The 18,619-nt window shown below is 38.7% G+C and carries 19 protein-coding genes and 1 riboswitch; all 19 genes read right to left on the bottom strand.

The window, feature by feature from the left end:
• Positions 1–28: 28 nt before the first annotated feature.
• The gene (locus KHA88_RS14200) at positions 29–691 is read right to left on the bottom strand and encodes a methionine ABC transporter permease (protein WP_430413657.1); all 663 of its coding nucleotides are present in this window, start codon (positions 689–691) and stop codon (positions 29–31) included.
• Entirely contained in the window at positions 678–1,706 is a 1,029-nt protein-coding gene (locus KHA88_RS14195) for a methionine ABC transporter ATP-binding protein (protein ID WP_213122261.1), read from the bottom strand. Before KHA88_RS14195 ends, KHA88_RS14200 begins: the two co-directional genes overlap by 14 nt.
• 165 nt (positions 1,707–1,871) lie before the next feature.
• Positions 1,872–2,705 (bottom strand): MetQ/NlpA family ABC transporter substrate-binding protein, encoded by an 834-nt coding sequence (locus KHA88_RS14190; RefSeq protein WP_213122260.1) that lies wholly within the window; start codon positions 2,703–2,705, stop codon positions 1,872–1,874.
• 22 nt (positions 2,706–2,727) lie between these two features.
• Positions 2,728–3,882, bottom strand: a complete 1,155-nt coding sequence (solA, locus tag KHA88_RS14185; RefSeq protein WP_213122259.1) for an N-methyl-L-tryptophan oxidase — start codon at positions 3,880–3,882, stop codon at positions 2,728–2,730.
• 91 nt (positions 3,883–3,973) lie between these two features.
• Positions 3,974–4,079, bottom strand: a riboswitch (SAM riboswitch).
• A gap of 111 nt (positions 4,080–4,190) precedes the next feature.
• Positions 4,191–4,499 (bottom strand): thioredoxin family protein, encoded by a 309-nt coding sequence (locus tag KHA88_RS14180; RefSeq protein ID WP_213122258.1) that lies wholly within the window; start codon positions 4,497–4,499, stop codon positions 4,191–4,193.
• Positions 4,500–4,509: 10 nt separating this feature from the next.
• The gene (locus KHA88_RS14175) at positions 4,510–4,851 is read right to left on the bottom strand and encodes a toprim domain-containing protein (RefSeq protein WP_213097976.1); all 342 of its coding nucleotides are present in this window, start codon (positions 4,849–4,851) and stop codon (positions 4,510–4,512) included.
• A gap of 67 nt (positions 4,852–4,918) precedes the next feature.
• Positions 4,919–5,302, bottom strand: coding sequence for a glycine cleavage system protein GcvH (gene gcvH, locus KHA88_RS14170; RefSeq protein ID WP_213097977.1), 384 nt, complete (start codon positions 5,300–5,302; stop codon positions 4,919–4,921).
• A gap of 75 nt (positions 5,303–5,377) precedes the next feature.
• Positions 5,378–5,743, bottom strand: a complete 366-nt coding sequence (locus KHA88_RS14165; RefSeq protein WP_213097978.1) for an arsenate reductase family protein — start codon at positions 5,741–5,743, stop codon at positions 5,378–5,380.
• Positions 5,744–5,850: 107 nt separating this feature from the next.
• Positions 5,851–6,291: a hypothetical protein gene (locus KHA88_RS14160; protein ID WP_213097979.1), complete on the bottom strand. Its 441-nt coding sequence runs from the start codon at positions 6,289–6,291 to the stop codon at positions 5,851–5,853.
• A gap of 23 nt (positions 6,292–6,314) precedes the next feature.
• Positions 6,315–7,295 (bottom strand): ABC transporter ATP-binding protein, encoded by a 981-nt coding sequence (locus tag KHA88_RS14155; RefSeq protein WP_213108056.1) that lies wholly within the window; start codon positions 7,293–7,295, stop codon positions 6,315–6,317.
• Positions 7,288–8,289: an ABC transporter ATP-binding protein gene (locus KHA88_RS14150; protein ID WP_213122257.1), complete on the bottom strand. Its 1,002-nt coding sequence runs from the start codon at positions 8,287–8,289 to the stop codon at positions 7,288–7,290. The genes KHA88_RS14155 and KHA88_RS14150 overlap by 8 nt, the downstream gene beginning before the upstream one ends.
• A gap of 32 nt (positions 8,290–8,321) precedes the next feature.
• On the bottom strand, positions 8,322–9,167 hold the full coding sequence (locus KHA88_RS14145) for an ABC transporter permease (protein ID WP_213108054.1): 846 nt from the start codon (positions 9,165–9,167) through the stop codon (positions 8,322–8,324).
• Between the two features lie 4 nt (positions 9,168–9,171).
• Entirely contained in the window at positions 9,172–10,122 is a 951-nt protein-coding gene (locus KHA88_RS14140; RefSeq protein ID WP_213122256.1) for an ABC transporter permease, read from the bottom strand.
• 143 nt (positions 10,123–10,265) lie between these two features.
• The gene (locus KHA88_RS14135) at positions 10,266–11,861 is read right to left on the bottom strand and encodes an ABC transporter substrate-binding protein (protein ID WP_213122255.1); all 1,596 of its coding nucleotides are present in this window, start codon (positions 11,859–11,861) and stop codon (positions 10,266–10,268) included.
• 162 nt (positions 11,862–12,023) lie between these two features.
• Positions 12,024–12,806, bottom strand: coding sequence for a DeoR/GlpR family DNA-binding transcription regulator (locus KHA88_RS14130; protein ID WP_213122254.1), 783 nt, complete (start codon positions 12,804–12,806; stop codon positions 12,024–12,026).
• A gap of 23 nt (positions 12,807–12,829) precedes the next feature.
• On the bottom strand, positions 12,830–14,629 hold the full coding sequence (locus tag KHA88_RS14125; protein ID WP_213122253.1) for an MBL fold metallo-hydrolase: 1,800 nt from the start codon (positions 14,627–14,629) through the stop codon (positions 12,830–12,832).
• Positions 14,630–14,650: 21 nt separating this feature from the next.
• Positions 14,651–15,610 (bottom strand): Gfo/Idh/MocA family protein, encoded by a 960-nt coding sequence (locus tag KHA88_RS14120; RefSeq protein ID WP_213097987.1) that lies wholly within the window; start codon positions 15,608–15,610, stop codon positions 14,651–14,653.
• A 15-nt stretch (positions 15,611–15,625) separates the two neighbouring features.
• Positions 15,626–16,441: a sugar phosphate isomerase/epimerase family protein gene (locus tag KHA88_RS14115; RefSeq protein WP_213122252.1), complete on the bottom strand. Its 816-nt coding sequence runs from the start codon at positions 16,439–16,441 to the stop codon at positions 15,626–15,628.
• A 40-nt stretch (positions 16,442–16,481) separates the two neighbouring features.
• Positions 16,482–18,617, bottom strand: coding sequence for a Sip1-related alpha-galactosidase (locus KHA88_RS14110; protein ID WP_213122251.1), 2,136 nt, complete (start codon positions 18,615–18,617; stop codon positions 16,482–16,484).
• Positions 18,618–18,619: the final 2 nt, after the last annotated feature.

Raw genomic sequence — 18,619 nt, 5'->3', positions numbered from 1 at the left:
CGAATAAACCTCGGAACTTTTTGATTCGCTATTTCCTGCGAATTTTTTTAGAAATAAGATTACCAAGTGATTGAACGAGCTGAACCATCACAATGAGCGTGATGACAGTAATCACCATGATTTCAGTTTTGAACTGATTATATCCATAAGTAATGGCTAAATCCCCTATTCCTCCAGCACCTACGGCTCCAGCCATCGCAGAAGCTCCAATTAAACCAATTGTTGCAACAGTTAGTGCCAGGACAATAGAACTTAAGGCTTCTGGAAGCAAGAACCGCCAAATCGTTTGCCACGGTGTCGCACCCATCGCCTGGGCCAATTCAATTGTTCCGTGGTCAACTTCAAGAAGGGAATTCTCGATTAGCCGTGCAATATAAAAAGCCGTATAAAGAACAAGCGGTACAATTGCGGCAGTTGTTCCGAGCGATGTCCCGACAATTAACCGCGTAAATGGAATGATAGCAACTAGGAGAATAATAAACGGAATAGAGCGGAAAATATTAATTATCACATTAAGAATATTATATAAAGCCTTATTTTCTATAATACCGCCTTCTCTAGTTACAACTAATATTACACCAATGGGTAAGCCTATGAAAATCGAAACAATAAGGCCAACAATCACCATATAAAGCGTATCGTTGATGGCAGAAAAAAACTCAGGCCAGAACCATGGCTCAAAGTGCATCATGAGTTACCTCCTTTACAATCGCTTCTCGATCCTTCATAAATTGAATGGCACGGGTAATTTCTTCGCTGTCTCCATTCATATTAACAAGTAAGTTTCCGAAGGGAATTCCCTGAAGTTCCGTGATCATACCATGAAATACATTAAGATCCACTGAAAAGTTTTTTGCTGTATCAGATAAGAGTGGTATATTCGTCGAATTTCCTTTAAAGATGATACGGTACGTTTTACCTGAATTCGCCTTAATTAATTCTTTTATAGAATGAGGTGTATCATCGTTTAAAATTGTCCGTACAAAACTTCTGGCAATACCAGTCTTAGGTTCAGTAAAAACATCGATGACTGATCCTTGTTCAACAATTACTCCACCTTCAATGACAGCGACTTTATCACAAATATCTCTAATAACATTCATCTCGTGTGTAATCATTAAAATAGTAACCTCAAATTCGTCCCGGACTTTGCGTAATAAATCTAATACTGACTCCGTCGTACTAGGATCCAGTGCAGAAGTGGCTTCATCACATAAAAGAATATCTGGATCAGTCGCTAACGCACGTGCAATACCTACTCTTTGCTTTTGCCCACCAGATAACTGCTCAGGATAATGTGACATCCGATCTTCCAAGCCAACAAAGGATAATAGCTCAGTAACCTTTTCTTTAATATACTGTTTAGGCTTACCATCCAAAATAAGCGGCATGGCTACGTTTTGAAAGATTGTTTTAGAATGTAAAAGATTATATTGTTGAAATATCATTCCTATTTTCTTTCTTTGCTTACGCAATTCCTTTTTAGAAAGTGACAGTAAATCGATACCATTAATTAATACTTTTCCAGAAGTTGGCCGCTCTAACAAATTCACACAGCGGATTAATGTACTTTTTCCGGCACCACTAAAGCCTACAACTCCAAAAATTTCACCTTTATTCACAGAGAGGTTAATGCCTTTTAATGCTTCGACTTTCTTCTCTTTGTTTTTCCCATATACCTTATGAACATTATCTAGTAGAAGCATGTATATATCTCCTTACTTCATTAAAATATAGTTTCATTAGCTAATCTTAATAGACTAATTATATGCGGTACAATTTTACCACAAAGAAATAAACAAGAAAAATCATCATTTCTTCATAACTTTAGCCTGTTTTTAGAAAACAGGCTAAAGAGTAATAATATCATATTAATTTTGTTTGTAGTCATCCAAGAAAGAAATTGGCTCTCTCACCGGCACGGCAGCACCTTTAAATTCTTCTTCGATAAACTCCTTCACTTTATCAGAGTGAAAAATTTCCACAATTTTATTTAATGTCTCATCATCTTTTCTTTTCGTTTGGGCAGCGATTATATTTACATAAGCTTTATTGCTTGCATCTTCTCTGAAAACAGGATCATTAGTAGGGTTTAATCCTGCAGCGATAGCCTTGTCAGAGTTAATAATGGCAAGTGTAGCATCATCAAGACCGCGTGCTGTTTGCCCTGAATCTACTGTTGTAATTTTTAAGTTTTTCGGGTTCTCTTCAACATTCTCAACACCGCCAGCCCCACTAAAACCTTTTTTCAATGTAATTAATTCAGCTTTTTCCATTAGTAAAAGTGCTCTTCCTAAGTTAGTAGGATCTTTCGGAATAATGACTTGGTCTCCATCTTTTAGTTCATTTAAATCATTAATTTCTTTTGAATATATTCCCATTGGCCAAATGTTAGTCGTTCCAATCGCTGATAAATCAAGCTTGCGTTCTGCTTTAAAGTTATCAAAATAAACAACTGTTTGGAAGGCATTAATATCAATTTCGCCACTATCTAATGCAAGATTCGGCTGAACATAATCGTCGATTTTTACGATTTCGAGTTCAATTCCTTCTTCCTTTGCAAGATCTTTTACTAGATTCCAAGTTTGCGCTTCTGCTGTACTCGTTCCAACTTTGACTACATTCTTCTCGGATTTACCATTTGATCCACATGCAGCTAGTAATAATATAAGTCCTAATGAAATTACCGTAAATATTTTTTTCATCGTGATATCCCTCAGTTTCTATTTAGTATTTTTTTGTGTTTTTAAAACGACTTGGGTCAAACATGCTGATCTCTAATGATGGAGTTTGATTAGTAGATAATTCGGCGGCAATCTTCCCCATTATTGGAGCAAACTTGAATCCATGTCCAGCCATCGGACCAAGCAGGACTATATTTGGCATCCCCGGTGCAAAACCTAAAACAAAATGTTCATCTGGTGTATTTGTATAAAAACATGTTTTTGCCCTAACAGGTTCCGGTATCAAGTCCGGCAAATATTTTTTCACCTTCTCTGTCAGAGGTGCGAGATCACTTTCATGAATAATACGATCCACCTGCTCTGGGTGATCGACTATTTCACCGCCATGATGGAATGCCACCTTTACTGTTTTACCATCTAGTGACGGGAAACCGTAAAACCCTCTTCCTTTACTTACCCTAGAGAAGATCGGGAACTTTTCTGGTGCGAATAATTCGGGATTCCTAGCATTATACCAAACTAACACTTGACGTTCGATTGAAAGAGGTAGATTCAATTCCGGAAGAAGTTTAGAAGTCCAGCCACCGGCGGAAACAATTACCCTTTTCACTCTAATTTGTTTGTCTCCACATCTAATCGTTACGCGATCTGTATCAGGTTCAATTTCAGTTACAGGATGTTCTGTAAAAGCTGTTCCACCTAATTCTATTCCTCGTTTTACCGCAGTTTCAATTGCCAGTTCAGGTTTTACATACCCTGCCAATTCTTCAAAAACAGCTAATTGATTGTCTTGAAAGTTAATTGGCGGATAAATTTGCTTAGCCTCAGACGGTTCATAAACTTTATGTGTAAGATGATATTTTTTCACACTGTCTTGAACAGTAATGATAAATTCATCTTCCTTAGGTCCAAACATAGTCCCGCCAGTTTCTACATAAAGCTCTGTATCGGTCTCAGATTCCAATTCACGCCAAAGTCCTCTAGCTTCTTTTAGTAAGGGAACATATTCAACACCTTCACCGTATGCCGTCCGGAAAATTCTCGATTCACCATGACCTGCCCCATGATCATGTCCGGGTTTATAGCGATCAAATCCAACCACCTTTATTCCCATACGTGCAAGCTGCCAAAATGCAAAACTTCCCATTGAGCCTAACCCGATGACGGCTACATCCCAATCCGCTGATTTTTCTCCCATGTTTATCTTCACCTCGATTAGTAGGCTCCTTAAAAATAAAAATACCTTTCTGCATAAATGAGCAGAAAGGCATTGTGAAATACAATCCTTCCTCTCATCTATCAAAGTTTTTACACTTTGTGTGAATTGGCACCATTTCAACATGTGACGGTTGCCGGGCTTCATAGGGCACATCCCTCCACCTCTCTCGATAAGAGCAAAAAGATATTAAATTTTTAGTCAGCTAATTGTATAAATGTGATTTTAACATGTAAGTTTCAATTCGTCAATGACAATTATCCGCCTTTTTCGACAATAGCAAATTACTACTAAATATAGCGCTTAATAAGATCATATAAATAGGGAACAGATTTAAACGCATAAATCTTTTCTGATATATGGCCTTCCTTTACTACTAGCAGGCACGGTACACTTTCAATCGAAAACTGTTCAGCGATTTCTGGCATATAATTTAAATCCGTTTTTCCAAATGAAATATCGCGAATCAATTGTTCTACAACGTCCATCATTCTACCAGCGACTTGGCATGTGCCGCATAATGGTGTGTAAAAATAAAGGACCGCTGATTTCTTATTATCAAAAATAGCCATAATGTCCTCTTTAGACCAATCGTTCATAAGAAAAAGTTCATCCTTTTTTAAGAAATTCTGAATTGATGTTAATATTAGCCCTCAGCAATATAGAGGCAAGATGTGCATAAGGCGCAGTGGCCACCTCTTTGTATGTACGATCAATGTATATATGCCGTGCCAGTGGAAATTCTCGTTTGAATTGTTTCCGCAGCTTTTCCCCAGAAGCATCAGCATCGACCAAAATATATAGGTCTTTCCCATCAAGCTCCTCGATAAGCTCATCCATTCTCGTCAGACTGATGGTTCCATTGGTGCAAATGATTTCTATGGGTTCACTAATAATATTCTTCACCCGTTTTTTATCAGATAAGCCTTCGACAATGATTACTTTTTCCATGGCTGAACATCAACTCCAGACCTTACTTAAAAATGCACCTTGGCGCATCGCCCAGGTGCATCATTTATTATCCCTCAGTTGTCATTTTCTCATAATCTTCGGCAGACATAAGATTGTCCATTTCACTTTTGTCAGATGGTTCCACGACAATCATCCATGCTTTTTCATACGGAGACTCATTTACAAATTCTGGGCTGTCTTCAAGATCTTCGTTTACCGCTACTACCTTTCCACTAAGCGGAGCGTATAGTTCAGAAACGGTTTTAACAGACTCAACGCTTCCGAATGGCTCGTCTGCAGTTACTTCATCGCCAACTTCTGGAAGCTCAACAAAAACAATATCTCCTAGCTCTGATTGAGCAAAATCAGTGATACCGATTCTAACCTTTTCTCCCTCTTCTTTTACCCACTCGTGCTCGTCGGAATAACGAAGTTCTTTTGGCAAATTCATATAAAAACCCCTCCATAAAATTGTCTAATACCAATGTACATAAAGACCTAGATTAAATCAAGATTCCTGTTTACATTATTGAGGACTGCCCCAAACCTGCTCAAACTCTGAATCTTTGAAGCCTACCGTCGTTTTGTTTCCATCAGTTACAATCGGCCTTTTCATCAGCATTCCATCGGTAGATAGTATATCAAGCAGTTCATCTTCAGATGCATCACGAATCTTATCTTTCAACCCGAGTTCGCGGTATTTTTTTCCACTCGTATTAAACATTTTTTTCAATTCAAGTCCACTGCTTCTATATAATGCCTCAATCTCGTCTCGCGAAGGTGGATTTTCAACAATATGTAATTCTTGAAAATCTTTTTGATGATCCTCCAACCATTTCTTTGCTTTCCGGCATGTGCCACAAGTAGGATATGAATAAATTGTTAGCGCCATAATAATACCTCCTCTCTCCATTATTTCCCCAGCAAATAGGAGCCTCATATACGATATAGTATACTCTACTATTCGCCGGGTTTTGTCATATAGCTTTGACAAAATAGTTAACTACTTTTCTGATTGTAAGTCAATTCGATAGATACATTACTTTTAGCATTATCAACAATTGTCCAGTTTTCCGCCAACATCCCACGCAATTCTTCTAGAGCTTCATTAGATAAATCAACTTCGTCTAAATAATCGCCGGCATCCAGAAAATGTTGATTTTCTACCAAACTAAATTTAATTTTAAGAAGAGACTTCAACGCACCTTTAGTCAAGAAAGTGATTTGATATCCTGTTTGGATCGCTTCCTCAATTTTCTCACGATGATCGTGATAGTAATCAATCAAAGTCTCCCAGTCAGGAATTCCTTCGCCTATTTCCTGTAACTTATGGACTTCTCGATTTTCAAGCAATTGTAAAAACTCCAAATCTCCGTAGCCATACTTGCAGGCCATTTCAATCATCAAAGCATAATTCAGGGCCAGTTTAACCTTTTCCATGAATAACTATATCCCCACTTTCGTTAATTTCCATATAGATGACAAGCGACTTGATGACCTTTTTCAATTTCCATCATCGGTGGTACGATTTCCGCACAAACTTTCATTGCATGTGGACATCTTGTACGAAACTTGCATCCAGATGGTGAATGAAGCGGGCTCGGCACTTCTCCTTTTAAAATAATCCGTTCACGTTTTTCGTTTACTGTATCAGTTTCAGGAATAGCTGATAATAATGCTTGGGTATATGGATGGAGTGGATTCGTGTAAACCTCATTGCTTCCGCCAATTTCTACTAGATTACCAAGGTACATCACACCGATTCTTGTTGAAATATGGCGGACCATAGATAGATCATGAGCAATGAATAAATATGTCACACCTGTTTCTTTTTGAATATCCTCAAGCATATTCACTACTTGCGCTTGGACAGATACATCTAAAGCTGAAATAGGCTCATCACAAAGGATAAATTCAGGTGTGACTGAAAGAGCCCTTGCAATGCTTACTCTTTGTCTTTGACCACCGCTAAATTCATGCGGATATCGATATAAGTGATCAGACTTCAATCCGACTTTATCCAACAAGTCTAAAATGAATTCTTTTCTTTCCTGAACAGATTGTGAACCATGAATCTTCATCGGTTCGCTAATCAACTCGAATACATTCATCGTTGGATTTAACGATGCATAAGGGTCTTGAAAAACAGCCTGCATCCGACGTTGATATTTCTTTAATTCTCTCTCATTTAAAGTAGTAATATCAGTACCATCAAAAATGACACTTCCTGAAGTTGGATCATACAATCTAATAATACTTCTTCCAACGGTTGATTTTCCGCATCCAGATTCACCAACAAGACCGAGCGTTTCCCCTTTTTGAATGGTAAAACTAATCCCATCTACAGCTTTCAAATACTGTGGCTCTCTTCTGAAAATACTACTTTTCACAGGGAAATATTTTTTTAGATTTTGAACATCGACTAACGTCTTGCTCTCACTCATTCATATCCCCTCTTTTCTTGATTTCTTGATCTTCTAGCCAACACATTGTGGATCGATCATCGCCGATCTTAAAATGGGGTGGCATCTGCTCTTTACAAATCCCCATTGTATATGGACAGCGCTCGGCAAAAGGACATCCTTTTGGCGGGTCCAATAAATCTGGAGGAGTACCTTGGATTGGAATGAGTCGTTCTTTTACACCATTGGTCATTCTAGGCAACGAGCGAAGCAAACCTTCTGTATAAGGATGCTTCGGGTGTTGGAAAACTTCTTTTACAGGTCCCTCTTCCATGACAAGGCCCCCATACATGACTATCACTCTCTCACAATTTTGCGAAACAACTCCGAGATCATGGGTAATTAATAACATGGCCATATCATTCTTACTTCTCAAATCTTGCATAATATCGAGAATTTGTGCTTGAATGGTAACATCAAGAGCAGTCGTTGGCTCATCCGCTATCAATAATTCTGGTCGGCATGAAATCGCCATGGCAATCATCACACGCTGTTTCATCCCTCCGCTTAGTTCGTGAGGATATTGCTTTAATCTTTCTTCCGGAGATGAAATACCTACTTGACGAAGTAAGCCAGCAGCTAAAGCTTCGGCTGCTTTTTTCCCAAGCCCTTGATGACGGGTAATTACCTCTGTCAGCTGTTTGCCAATTTTGATTACCGGATTCATTGCTGACATCGGATCTTGGGAAATCAAAGCGATTTGATTGCCTCGAATTGTACGGAGTTCCTTTTGAGATTTTACTAAAAGATTTTCACCCTTTAGATTTACTTTTCCTTCTTTAATTCTCCCGGGCGGCTGAATAAGAGAGATGACGGATTTTGCCATCACGCTCTTTCCGCTTCCTGATTCACCAACAATTCCACATACTTCTCCTTTTTTTAAAGTGAAGCTTACTCCTCTTACGGCTTGCACTTCGCCGGCTTCCGTGAAAAATGATGTTTTTAAATCTTTTACTTCCAACAATGTTTCTGCCATATCGTTCCCTCCCATCTAGATGTCGTTCATTTCTATTGTTTTTGTCCCTTTGGTTCAAATGCAACACGAAGGACATTTCCCAAAACATTAAAGCTCAGGACAGTCAGCAAGATTAGAAAACCCGGGAACAATGTTAAATGCCATACATCGCCAATATATCCTTGGGCATTATTAAGCATGCTTCCCCAAGATGAATTGGGCTGTTGTACACCCAAACCTAGGAAACTGAGGGAAGATTCCATCAAAATAGCAGTTGCAATATTTAATGTCCCGGCAATAATAATAGTTGAGGCTATGTTTGGAACAATATGTTTAAAGATTATGAAGAAAGATGATTGTCCTGATGCTTTTGCATACATTACGTATTCTCGTTCCTTCACAGATAATGTTTCCGATCTAACAATCCTTGCGATTTCCATCCATGTCATTAATCCAATAATCAGGACAAGGGTTGTAATTCCAGGTTTCATATAAGCATTAAGAAGAAGCATTAAAAAGAATGATGGAATGGACATCAAAACCTCAACAAACCTCATTAGCAGATTATCAATCCACCCTCCAAAATAACCGCTAATTGTACCAACAGCGGTTCCAACGATTACTGCAACAGCCATGGATAAAAAGCCTACGGCAAGTGAAACACGCCCGCCGTATAATGCACGTGTAAAATAATCTCTACCATAATCATCTGTACCGAAAATATGGCCACCACTTGGAGACTGAAGGCGATCCATCACCGACATTTTGTTTGGGTCAAAGGGTGATAAAAAGGCAAACACGGATGCAGCAGTAAATATAATCAACGTGATTAGAGCAAGCAAAGCAAATTTATTTTTAAATAATTCATTTTTTACGTTATTCCATCTGCGTATATTCATTGTTTTACCCCCTCAACCGTATCCGCGGATCAACTACACTATATAAAATGTCAGCAACCAAGTTCCCAATGACGAGCATAATGGATGAGAAGAGTGTGATTGCCATGATGACAGGGTAATCAAAACTAAAAATAGAAGTAACCCCTAGTAATCCAAGACCTGGCCAGGAAAAAACAGTCTCCGTAATAAAAGCCCCGCCTACCAGACTGGGTATCGATAAACCAATAATCGTAATAATCGGCAATAATACATTTCTCAGAACATGATGAAAGAGAATCCGATCTCTTGTCGCTCCATATGCATACTGAATTTGGACGTAGTCCTCATCAAGCTGACGAATGGTACTTGACCTTATATACCGCATGTAGACAGATATATTTTGAAAAGCGAGAACTGAACATGGTAAAATCCCATGCTTCATAACATCCCATGCTGATGAAACACCTACTGTTCTCATCCCCATACTCGGCAGTAGGTTCCATTTAAGGGAAAATAAATATATCAGCATTAATGCAAACCAGAAAATAGGAATCGAAATGCCGATATAAGAAAGAAAATTAGCGAATTTATCAAACAATGAATTCTTTTTGACTGCTGTATACAATCCAATGGGAATCGCCAAAATCAAGGAAACAATCAAGGATGCACCCATTAACCCCATCGTTGCCGGGAGCCGTTCTACAATCATCTCTAATACAGGGCGTTTACTGACGATGGAGTAACCAAAATTACCTGTAAGAATATTTTGCAACCATAGAAAATACTGAATATGGACCGGCTTATCCAGGCCTAAGCTCTTACGTATCCGCTCAACATCATCAGGGTTCATGTCTGGCGTTACAAAGCTTCGAACAGGATCTCCAGGCGCCATTTTTATGAGCAAAAATGCAATGATTGAAATCATAAATAAGAGCGGAATCGCATTTAATAGCCTTTTTGCAATGACTTTTTTCATTTCTTCCTCCTAAGCATGGATTAAGTAATAAGATAAAAAACCAGGCACCAATTTGCACCATATACAGTATTAGAAACGAATACTATATTAGGATGGGGCAAGTAGGAGCCTGGCATTTACGGGACAGTATCTTTACTCAAAGACTATTCTATCTCATATATTTTACTTAAATCTTCCACCATCGTGACTGGAATTGCTTTCGCTTCCTCAATTCCGCCAAACTTCTTATCTACAGCAAGGATTGCTTTTGGATAGGCTAGTGGCAGGTAAGGAACATCTTCAGCTACTGTTTCTTGTATTTGTTTGTAAAGCTCAGCGCGCTTTTCTTTATCGGTTTCAACTGCTGCTTGCTCCCATAAACCATCAAACTCAGCATTTTTATAGCGGGCAAAATTATAAGCAGCATCACTTTGGAATAATGTTTTATATACATCAGGTTCTGGTCCCATAATGTAGCCACCGAAGCTGATATCATAATCAGTTGTATCCATGTCTAATGTTTTCTGGCCATAAGCACTTGGATCCATTGGTGTCAATTCGACTTTTAAGCCAATTTCTTCAAGTTTTTGTTGTGAATAAAGAGCAAGGCTCTCCATGATTTTATTATTATTTGCATAGATAATGCGCAGCTTATGATTTTCTTTTATCGCTGCATTTGCAAGCAATTCTTTTGCTTGGTCTTGATTATAATCATACTGCTTAATATCCTCGGTATGATGCAATGTGTCTGGTGTTAAAATGGATGCTGCCGGGTCTGCAAAATCTCCGGAAACGAAGGCCGATTGAATCAATTCTTCTTTATTTAATGCATGAGCCACTGCTTGTCTTAACTCCTTCTTCTGTACAGCTTCACTCTTTAAGTTAAAAGCCATATAGAAAAGTCTACCTTCCGGAAATGTCACCATATTGAATTTGTCTGTATCTTGAAGTTTCTTGAAATCTTGCGGTTCAATTAAACGCATGTTGATTTCGCCTTTTTGTAGTGCAATATTTGCTGTGTTCGGATCTTTTACTACACGATAGACGATAGAATCTAGTTTTGCTTTACCTGCAAAATAGTCATCAAAACGTTCTAACACAACATATTCATCGGTTTTAAATTCCTTGAATTTGAATGGACCTGATCCAACTGGTGCTTGGTTCTTTTCACTCTTCTCCAAGTCTGCTTCTTTTTCAAATACATGCTTAGGAATTGGGAAGAAGTCATTTAAAGCCCCTTCAAATGAAGCACTAACTTGAGGCAATGTAAATGTGACAGTCAGTTCATCCACTTTTTCAACTTTAACCGGTTTCCCATTAAAGATCAGGCTCCCGCGCATAGAGCTATTTTGTTTCTCATCAAGAATAGAATCTATAGTAAAAATAATATCATCAGCTGTAATTTTTTCACCGTCATGCCATTTCAGATTATCTTTTAGCTTCAATGTCCAGCTAAGCTGATCTTCCGAAGGTTCAAAACTTTCGGCAAGAACGTAATTTTTTTCGCCATTTTCCAAATGGTATAACGCTGAATAAAGCGCCTGCTGAATCGTAAGTGTAACCCGGTCATTTGCATAAAGCGGATTCATTACTTGCGGATTATCGGCAACTGCAATGGTGATCGTTCCTCCATCTTTAGGCACACCATTGTCTTTTGCCCCTTCAGATTCGTTCGATGTTTTATTCCCGTTCGAGCAAGCTGCCAAAATAAGCAGTAATGCAAGTAGTATAATAGGTAAACTATGTATTCCCTTTCTCATGTTGTTCCCCCCGTAATTAATGCATTCTATGTGACTATTCTTAATTCCAAGCATTCACATAAGAATTAATCTATCACTCAAAACTCTTGAAGTCAATGAATATATAATTGTCAAAAAATGCTAGCCTCCATATGATGGGGCTAGCTTGGGAATTCTTCAATTTCACTCTTTGACAGGTGCAATAATCACCTCTACACCTCTTTTTTTAATTTCACTTAAAACACCCTGATCAGCTCGGTCGCTTGTAATTAATATATCCGTTTGTTCGAAACTGCAGAATGAGGTTAGTCCAGCTTTTTCGAATTTACTATGGTCAGCGACGACGACTATTTTCTTCCCTGCAGAGACCATCGCGCGTTTAATTTCAGCTTCATATAAATCGGAGCTTGTAAATCCATGTCTAAGTGAGATGCCCGAAGTACCTAAAAAGACAAAATCAGCATTATAATTTTGCAATTCAACTTCCGCTTGGGGGCCTACAAGACTCATTGAATTCCTCCGCAACTTTCCTCCCAATAAGTAGATCGATGCGGTTTCATCCTTGCTACATTCTTCGGCAACATCAATCGCATTTGAAATCAGAGTTAAATTTGCTTGATCGGGGAAATTTTTAGCAACGTGCCATGTTGTAGAACCTGCATCGATAATGACAATCTGCCCTTTGTTTACCAATTGAGCGGCTGTTTCACCAATGACATTTTTTTCTGCTGCATATTGAAACTTCCGCTCATCTACAGGAAGTATGATTTGACTATTTGGAGTTTCTTCTATTAAAATAGCTCCTCCGTAGTTTTTTTCTGCTATTCCTTCCTTCTCTAGCTGGGCTAAATCTCGACGAATGGTCTCTTCGGAAACATGAAGTAATTCCACAAGACCGGAGACTTTTACACTTTTATTTTTTTTAAGTAAATCCCTTATCACCCTGCGGCGCTCTGCCAGAATCATTAAATGCCCCTCTTTCTGCTTTCCTAATTAATAATAGAAACAAGTGCTTCAGCATGCTGACCAAAATGTTGATTTCCAACAGTTATATCAACAGTAATTCTTTCTCTAAATGCGATCACTCCCTTAGGAACTGTAATGGTCGCCGTAAAATTAGCCGTCATGTTTCCAGCTACTTTTTCACCATACTTATTATTTTCAATTTGCCAATCGTTCGGTGTAATGATTGTTCCCGTAACCATATGTTCGTCTTGAAACGGGTTTTTTATTTCTACTGTTATCGAAAAGGATTCTCCAGCCTCTACTATTGATTGGTAAGGCTCAATAGTAGCACCAAACCCATTAGCACCAAAATCAATCGTCTCTAACGGTAATAAATCTCGATGAAGCTCCTCCAGGTTTTTTCCTTTTTCCGCTATTTTTTGGAGGTATCCCTCTGTCACTTGAACTGGATCCCAATGACCGGAGATGAGAAGATCAGGTTTCAAGCTTTTGTATAGGTCAGCACTGTCAATATAGTCGTTGATACGAAATTCATTACCATATACGTAATTATATTCGTCCCCATCGCCTTGATATTGATCCCCGATTGCTAGTACTCGTTTCCCGTCCACTTCGAAAGCAATAGCGACTGCATATAGCGTATGGCCGGGCTGCTCATATAAAGTAAATTCGTACTCTTCCCACCTGATTTTTTTGTTAAGTGGCAGTGTTTTGTCCACTTTAATCGGGTCATACCATAGACACGGCAAATTATATTTTTTTGGTTCTTCCAATATATTTGAAAAGTTGATTGGGCACCATACTTGTGTTCCCTCAACATCTCTTAAAATATTCATTCCCGCAACGTGGTCATCATGATAATGAGTCGGAATGACAACATCAATGTTTTCGACATTAAAGTCCTCTTTAAGTTTGTTAAGTGTATACAGCCAAGGTCTTCTTGAAGCACGATCAGCCCCAGCCGCCATCCCTCCAATAAAATCATAGCCAAAATCGATCAATAAAGCTTTCCCTGTATTTGATAATAAAACATATGAATTGGCCATGCTCGTTTGGTTTTGCAATAAATGCGGCGTAATTTGTTTATAAGGCTTCTCTTTTAAGTGAAAAAGCCGTGGATTTTGTTTGCGTTCCTTCATTAATTCCGTAAAACGATCAATCAAAAGGTCGATAGCTTCAATTGGACGAATCATCGCTTGACCGTGGGACGGAAGGAGAATATCAATGTCTCTATCTTTCAAGTCAAGTAACGAAAGTACACTTAATGCAATGCCTTCTCCTCCGTTATACGACCATTGTGTTGCAGACATCGACCAAACCTTCCCTGGTGCATAAATTAAATCTCCAGTGAAAGCTACATTCATCCCATCAATTTCCGCTAAAATGGTGATTGATCCAATTGTATGACCTGGTGTAGGCAAAATAGTAAACTTAATTCCGTTTAAATGATGCGTGGAATAATCCTTTAACGTACCGTATAAAGAAACAGATTGTAAAAGTGAAAATCGATCCTGTCTCATATTATAGTTATTATCAATCTCTCTTGCTTTCCAATGTTCGTTAACAGAATGAAATAAATTTTGCTCGGTATGTGGTACCCAAATTCGGATATCTTTTTTTACAGCGGCATCAAGTCCTTGTGCTTGATCGCGATGATGGTGGGTCATAAGGATATCCGTTACTTGATTAACGCCAATGGAAGAGAGATGCGCCATTACATCCCCTGCTCCAAAATCGATTAGGATCCCTTGATCTCCGCTTCGAATGACATAGACATTACATGTATCTTCGTAAAGGAATAGATTTTGAGAGATTTGTTTCATAGTTTTTCACCACCCTAATGATCAATTTTCAAGAGCCTCCATGGCTTTTATCGCAAATGAAAGTGAAAGAATACTATCTTTATAAGATGAAAGTATTAACTTAGGATTGTTTTCTGAAATCGCCTTGATAAATGCTTCCAATTCCAATCGATATAATGGATCTTCATTAGATTCAAAAAATACAACCTCACCGTCTACCTGTCCACTCACGCGTCCTTTTACTAGATCAAGTGTCAAATTTAGCTCATCGGAATAAAGCTCTATTTGCGTAAAAACATCCGGATAAGACCAAGAATGAAGATGATTTTGTAAAATACCATTCTTATATTTCATCGATAGTGTCAAGCTATCCTCAACTGTAAAGTCATCAGCTTTTGGAACTACAAGATTATCTTGATATCCAGTTACACGATCCACCTCACCGAGAAGATATCTACATAAATCAAAGATATGTATAGCTTGATCAAATACTGGACCTCCTGAACGTTCTTTATCAAAAAACCATCGTGGCCAGTTGGGGCGAAGCGCGAGCCCATCAAGCATGGCGCTGCGAACCAACGCAATCCTTTTGCCTTGAATGATTTGTTTTGTATACTCTACCGCAGGACTATACCGATACATGAATCCGACACTATTGATGACACCTGTTTTCTCCAAAATACTAACCACTTTTTTAGCTGAGTCGATATTTCTAGCAGGTGGTTTTTCGATAAAACAATGGATTCCTCTTTCGGCGGCCTCTCTAACAAGGTTCTCCCTTATTTCCGGAGGGGTACAAATGATCACACCCTCAGGTTTGGTCTCTTCCAGCATGTTTACATAATTGTTAAAGCCTTTAATGCCAAATTTACTTGTTGCTTTCTGTAACATTTCCTCATTTAAATCACAGACACCTACCAAGTGGACATTTTCAAGCTCTTTCAGTGTTGCCAAGTGTCCTTGACCTTGCCACCCAGTACCAACTAATGCGATTTTCACCATTGTTCATTCCCGCCTTTAAGGCTGTATTTTCACTTGAGTATTTAACATTTTCCCCACTCTATTAAGTGCTATGGCGCAATCCTTGGTCGGGTTATACTTCCCTGTTTCCTGCTCGATAGAGAGCGCCTGGTTATATCCAATATCTTTTAACGTTTTCACACATTCTTCAATATCCACAATTCCTGACCCAAGCGCTACAGGATTATGTTCACCGACTTCACTTACATCTTTTAAGTGAATATGGAAAAGTACATCTTGCAACTCGCGAATTGCGTCCGAGGCTGAAAATCCTTGTGTAGAGAACCATCCTGTATCAACCGCTGCACCCATGAGGTCGCCGTAGTCACCTATGACAGCTTTAATTTCATCGGGATGTTTTTCCGGATGATTTTCGACTGCAACCTTTATTTGATATTCAGTGCACATGGCATATATTACAGGGGCTGCTTCTTTTGAAAGTCCGCTCGTAATCATCTCAATTCCAAGCATTTCTGCTGTTTCAAAGCAAAGACGGGCCCACTTCGGATACCTAACCGGATCGCCAAGAGAGCAGGAATAAGAGTAAACATATAATCCGTGTTTTTTCCAAATTGATTTTAATTCATCTGCTAAATATGGAGTCATGAATTTAGGGAAGGCGTGCCCCATCCATAGCTCAATATGTTGGAAACCGACTGCAGCAATATCCCTACAAATTCTATCGAATTCAGGAAGACTAAAATTCTCAATAACTTTGCGTTCCGCTTCAGCCCATGTCGCCATGCTTGCTTGATAATTTGTTGCTCGAGCAAAATAATTTGCTGTATGAAAGCCAATAATCAAATGAAACACACTCCGATTTGTAATATAATTTCCAGCAACCTCCAGCAGGTTAGCCGTGAGTTATTTCTAGAACAACTTCCTTTTGATGTTCTGAGCAATCAATTGTATAGAAGCCACCAGCTTTGTTGCGAATTTCCGCATCAAAACCATTGATCTTTGCCTTTATTGGTTTCTCTGTTGAAATAAATCCAAACACGCCGCCTTCGATTAACTGAATCACTGTCTTATGTTCATACACAATTTGTTTCGTAACGGTTTTTGGTGCTAAATATTTATTTATTAAACCGAGCGGATTTATTTTTCCGGTTAAAGGAATAATTAAAAATAATTGAACAGCTTCTTTTTCTAGTGAAAGTTGTAAGCTTTCTTTCGATTCTAATATCGATATTTTTTCATTAAAATAATCGTAAACTGCGAATCTATCTCCGGTAAGCCCTGGAACATCTGATGGAGAAATGGTTCCTTTCACTTGTTCACCTTTTAAATGGATATTAAAGGCAGCGATAATTCCAGCTTCATTCGTTGTATTCCAGACCTTCAAAGGTACGGTTTCCTCATTCGGATTCGTAAATAAACAGTCAGCCGTTGGAAGACCAGGTTGATCACCACGCAGAATTCGTCCATCTTTTAAAATTAGGGGCCAAATTTTGGATGTATCTGTTTCACCTACACGGTCGCTAAAGTAGACTGGACCGCCACTGATCGCTCTTAAAACAGCATTTTGTACATCCTCTTCATGCATGGTCCAATACATATCCCAATCTCCCCAATAAAAATGGCCATGATAATAGGAATTGTAAGCATTTTGCAGTGCGTGCTCTTTAAAGCTGATTTCCTCCCCGGGAACAAAATCATCACTGTTTCTAGAAATAGCTGAAATTGGGCGGTTCCAAATATTCTCCGCTGCCATCCCCATGCAATTAATGATACTTTGGTCAAAATGAATGCCGACTGACGCCTCTAATGCTGCATGGGCTCCGCGGGCGGTTTTACCGACGGAATCGTGGTACATCATAAAATTATTTACTGCACTTTGACTGTCAACTTTCACAAAGTCTATACTCTCTTTTTTTAGCTTATTATGCCATGTATCCCAAAAAGCAAATCCTTTACTGGAATCTGGATTCGGTATCAATTTATCACTATTCGTTTTATAAAGGGACGCTTCCATTGTTTTTGCCAAGTCGCTATCAGGGTGAATGCCGCCCCAGTAGGCGGTTAATGTATGCCATACCCCGACCCAGTTTACACCGTATTGCTCTTTTAATTTACTGGCAACGGACTGAAGGCCATCAGGAAATTTTTCCTTATCAGCTTCAAAAGAGCGAAGGCGGTTTTCTTCAACATCTAGCCAACCATCATCAATCATCACCCATTTTACAGGCAGCTCCTTTTTCTTCAGCTCCTTCATTTTCTCAATAATTCCTGTTTCACTCACCCGATGGTAAAAGGCATCCCAGCTGCACCATCCAAGGTATTCTAATGTTTCAGGATAACGCTTCTCTTCACGAGGTAGTGTTGGGAATCTTAAAGCATGTAGTGTAGTTTTTATCGTTTTCTCGGAAAGTTTGAACGGATTATTGCCAACACCAAGTGCAAAAGCCAAAGTTTTGCAGCTATCAAATCCACCAGCATAGGATGACAATTTAATAGTAAGCCCATCCCCATCGCCAGCAAGATCTGTTCGATAATCTTTATCTACAACCGGTAATAAGTAATGGAAATTATCTTCCGATTTCCATAGCAAGGATTGAGTTCTATCAGGCAGCTTTGAAATTTCATGACCAAAGTACGGACGAGTCCACCAATCTTTATGCTGGTAGTTCGCCATTAAACCTTGAATAACTCCAAGCTTCCCGACCCTGATAGTAATGCTGTTTTCCGGGGAAAAATATTGATGCCTGCCTTGGATTCTCTCATTTTTAATTTTTGCATCTATATAGGCAAAAGTGATTTCGTTATACACTTTCAGTTGTAGCGTTAAAGAGATTTTCTCATCTTGATCGGAAAAATGATGGTTAAGATTTTTATAGTTGCCAAGCTGATCCTGATCATGATTTTCAACTGTATTTTTATATGTAAGTGCGACCTGTGAATGGTCGTTAAGTTTTACTAATAAATTTATATCGCCTAAATGAGCATTTTCCGTTATGTTAAGGGTATTTCTTTCCTTTGTACTCTCCATGA

The organism is Lederbergia citrea (assembly GCF_018343525.1).
Lineage (GTDB): Bacteria > Bacillota > Bacilli > Bacillales > Bacillaceae_C > Lederbergia > Lederbergia citrea.
This window is presented reverse-complemented; position numbering and strand designations above follow the sequence as displayed.

Excerpts from the sequence above, each read along its gene's own strand:
- KHA88_RS14200 (WP_430413657.1), bottom strand. The coding sequence starts at position 691 with ATGATGCACTTTGAGCCATGGTTCTGGCCTGAGTTTTTTTCTGCCATC.
- KHA88_RS14195 (WP_213122261.1), bottom strand. The coding sequence starts at position 1,706 with ATGCTTCTACTAGATAATGTTCATAAGGTATATGGGAAAAACAAAGAG.
- KHA88_RS14190 (WP_213122260.1), bottom strand. The coding sequence starts at position 2,705 with ATGAAAAAAATATTTACGGTAATTTCATTAGGACTTATATTATTACTA.
- solA (WP_213122259.1), bottom strand. The coding sequence starts at position 3,882 with ATGGGAGAAAAATCAGCGGATTGGGATGTAGCCGTCATCGGGTTAGGC.
- KHA88_RS14180 (WP_213122258.1), bottom strand. The coding sequence starts at position 4,499 with ATGAACGATTGGTCTAAAGAGGACATTATGGCTATTTTTGATAATAAG.
- KHA88_RS14175 (WP_213097976.1), bottom strand. The coding sequence starts at position 4,851 with ATGGAAAAAGTAATCATTGTCGAAGGCTTATCTGATAAAAAACGGGTG.
- gcvH (WP_213097977.1), bottom strand. The coding sequence starts at position 5,302 with ATGAATTTGCCAAAAGAACTTCGTTATTCCGACGAGCACGAGTGGGTA.
- KHA88_RS14165 (WP_213097978.1), bottom strand. The coding sequence starts at position 5,743 with ATGGCGCTAACAATTTATTCATATCCTACTTGTGGCACATGCCGGAAA.
- KHA88_RS14160 (WP_213097979.1), bottom strand. The coding sequence starts at position 6,291 with ATGGAAAAGGTTAAACTGGCCCTGAATTATGCTTTGATGATTGAAATG.
- KHA88_RS14155 (WP_213108056.1), bottom strand. The coding sequence starts at position 7,295 with ATGAGTGAGAGCAAGACGTTAGTCGATGTTCAAAATCTAAAAAAATAT.
- KHA88_RS14150 (WP_213122257.1), bottom strand. The coding sequence starts at position 8,289 with ATGGCAGAAACATTGTTGGAAGTAAAAGATTTAAAAACATCATTTTTC.
- KHA88_RS14145 (WP_213108054.1), bottom strand. The coding sequence starts at position 9,167 with ATGAATATACGCAGATGGAATAACGTAAAAAATGAATTATTTAAAAAT.
- KHA88_RS14140 (WP_213122256.1), bottom strand. The coding sequence starts at position 10,122 with ATGAAAAAAGTCATTGCAAAAAGGCTATTAAATGCGATTCCGCTCTTA.
- KHA88_RS14135 (WP_213122255.1), bottom strand. The coding sequence starts at position 11,861 with ATGAGAAAGGGAATACATAGTTTACCTATTATACTACTTGCATTACTG.
- KHA88_RS14130 (WP_213122254.1), bottom strand. The coding sequence starts at position 12,806 with ATGATTCTGGCAGAGCGCCGCAGGGTGATAAGGGATTTACTTAAAAAA.
- KHA88_RS14125 (WP_213122253.1), bottom strand. The coding sequence starts at position 14,629 with ATGAAACAAATCTCTCAAAATCTATTCCTTTACGAAGATACATGTAAT.
- KHA88_RS14120 (WP_213097987.1), bottom strand. The coding sequence starts at position 15,610 with ATGGTGAAAATCGCATTAGTTGGTACTGGGTGGCAAGGTCAAGGACAC.
- KHA88_RS14110 (WP_213122251.1), bottom strand. The coding sequence starts at position 18,617 with ATGGAGAGTACAAAGGAAAGAAATACCCTTAACATAACGGAAAATGCT.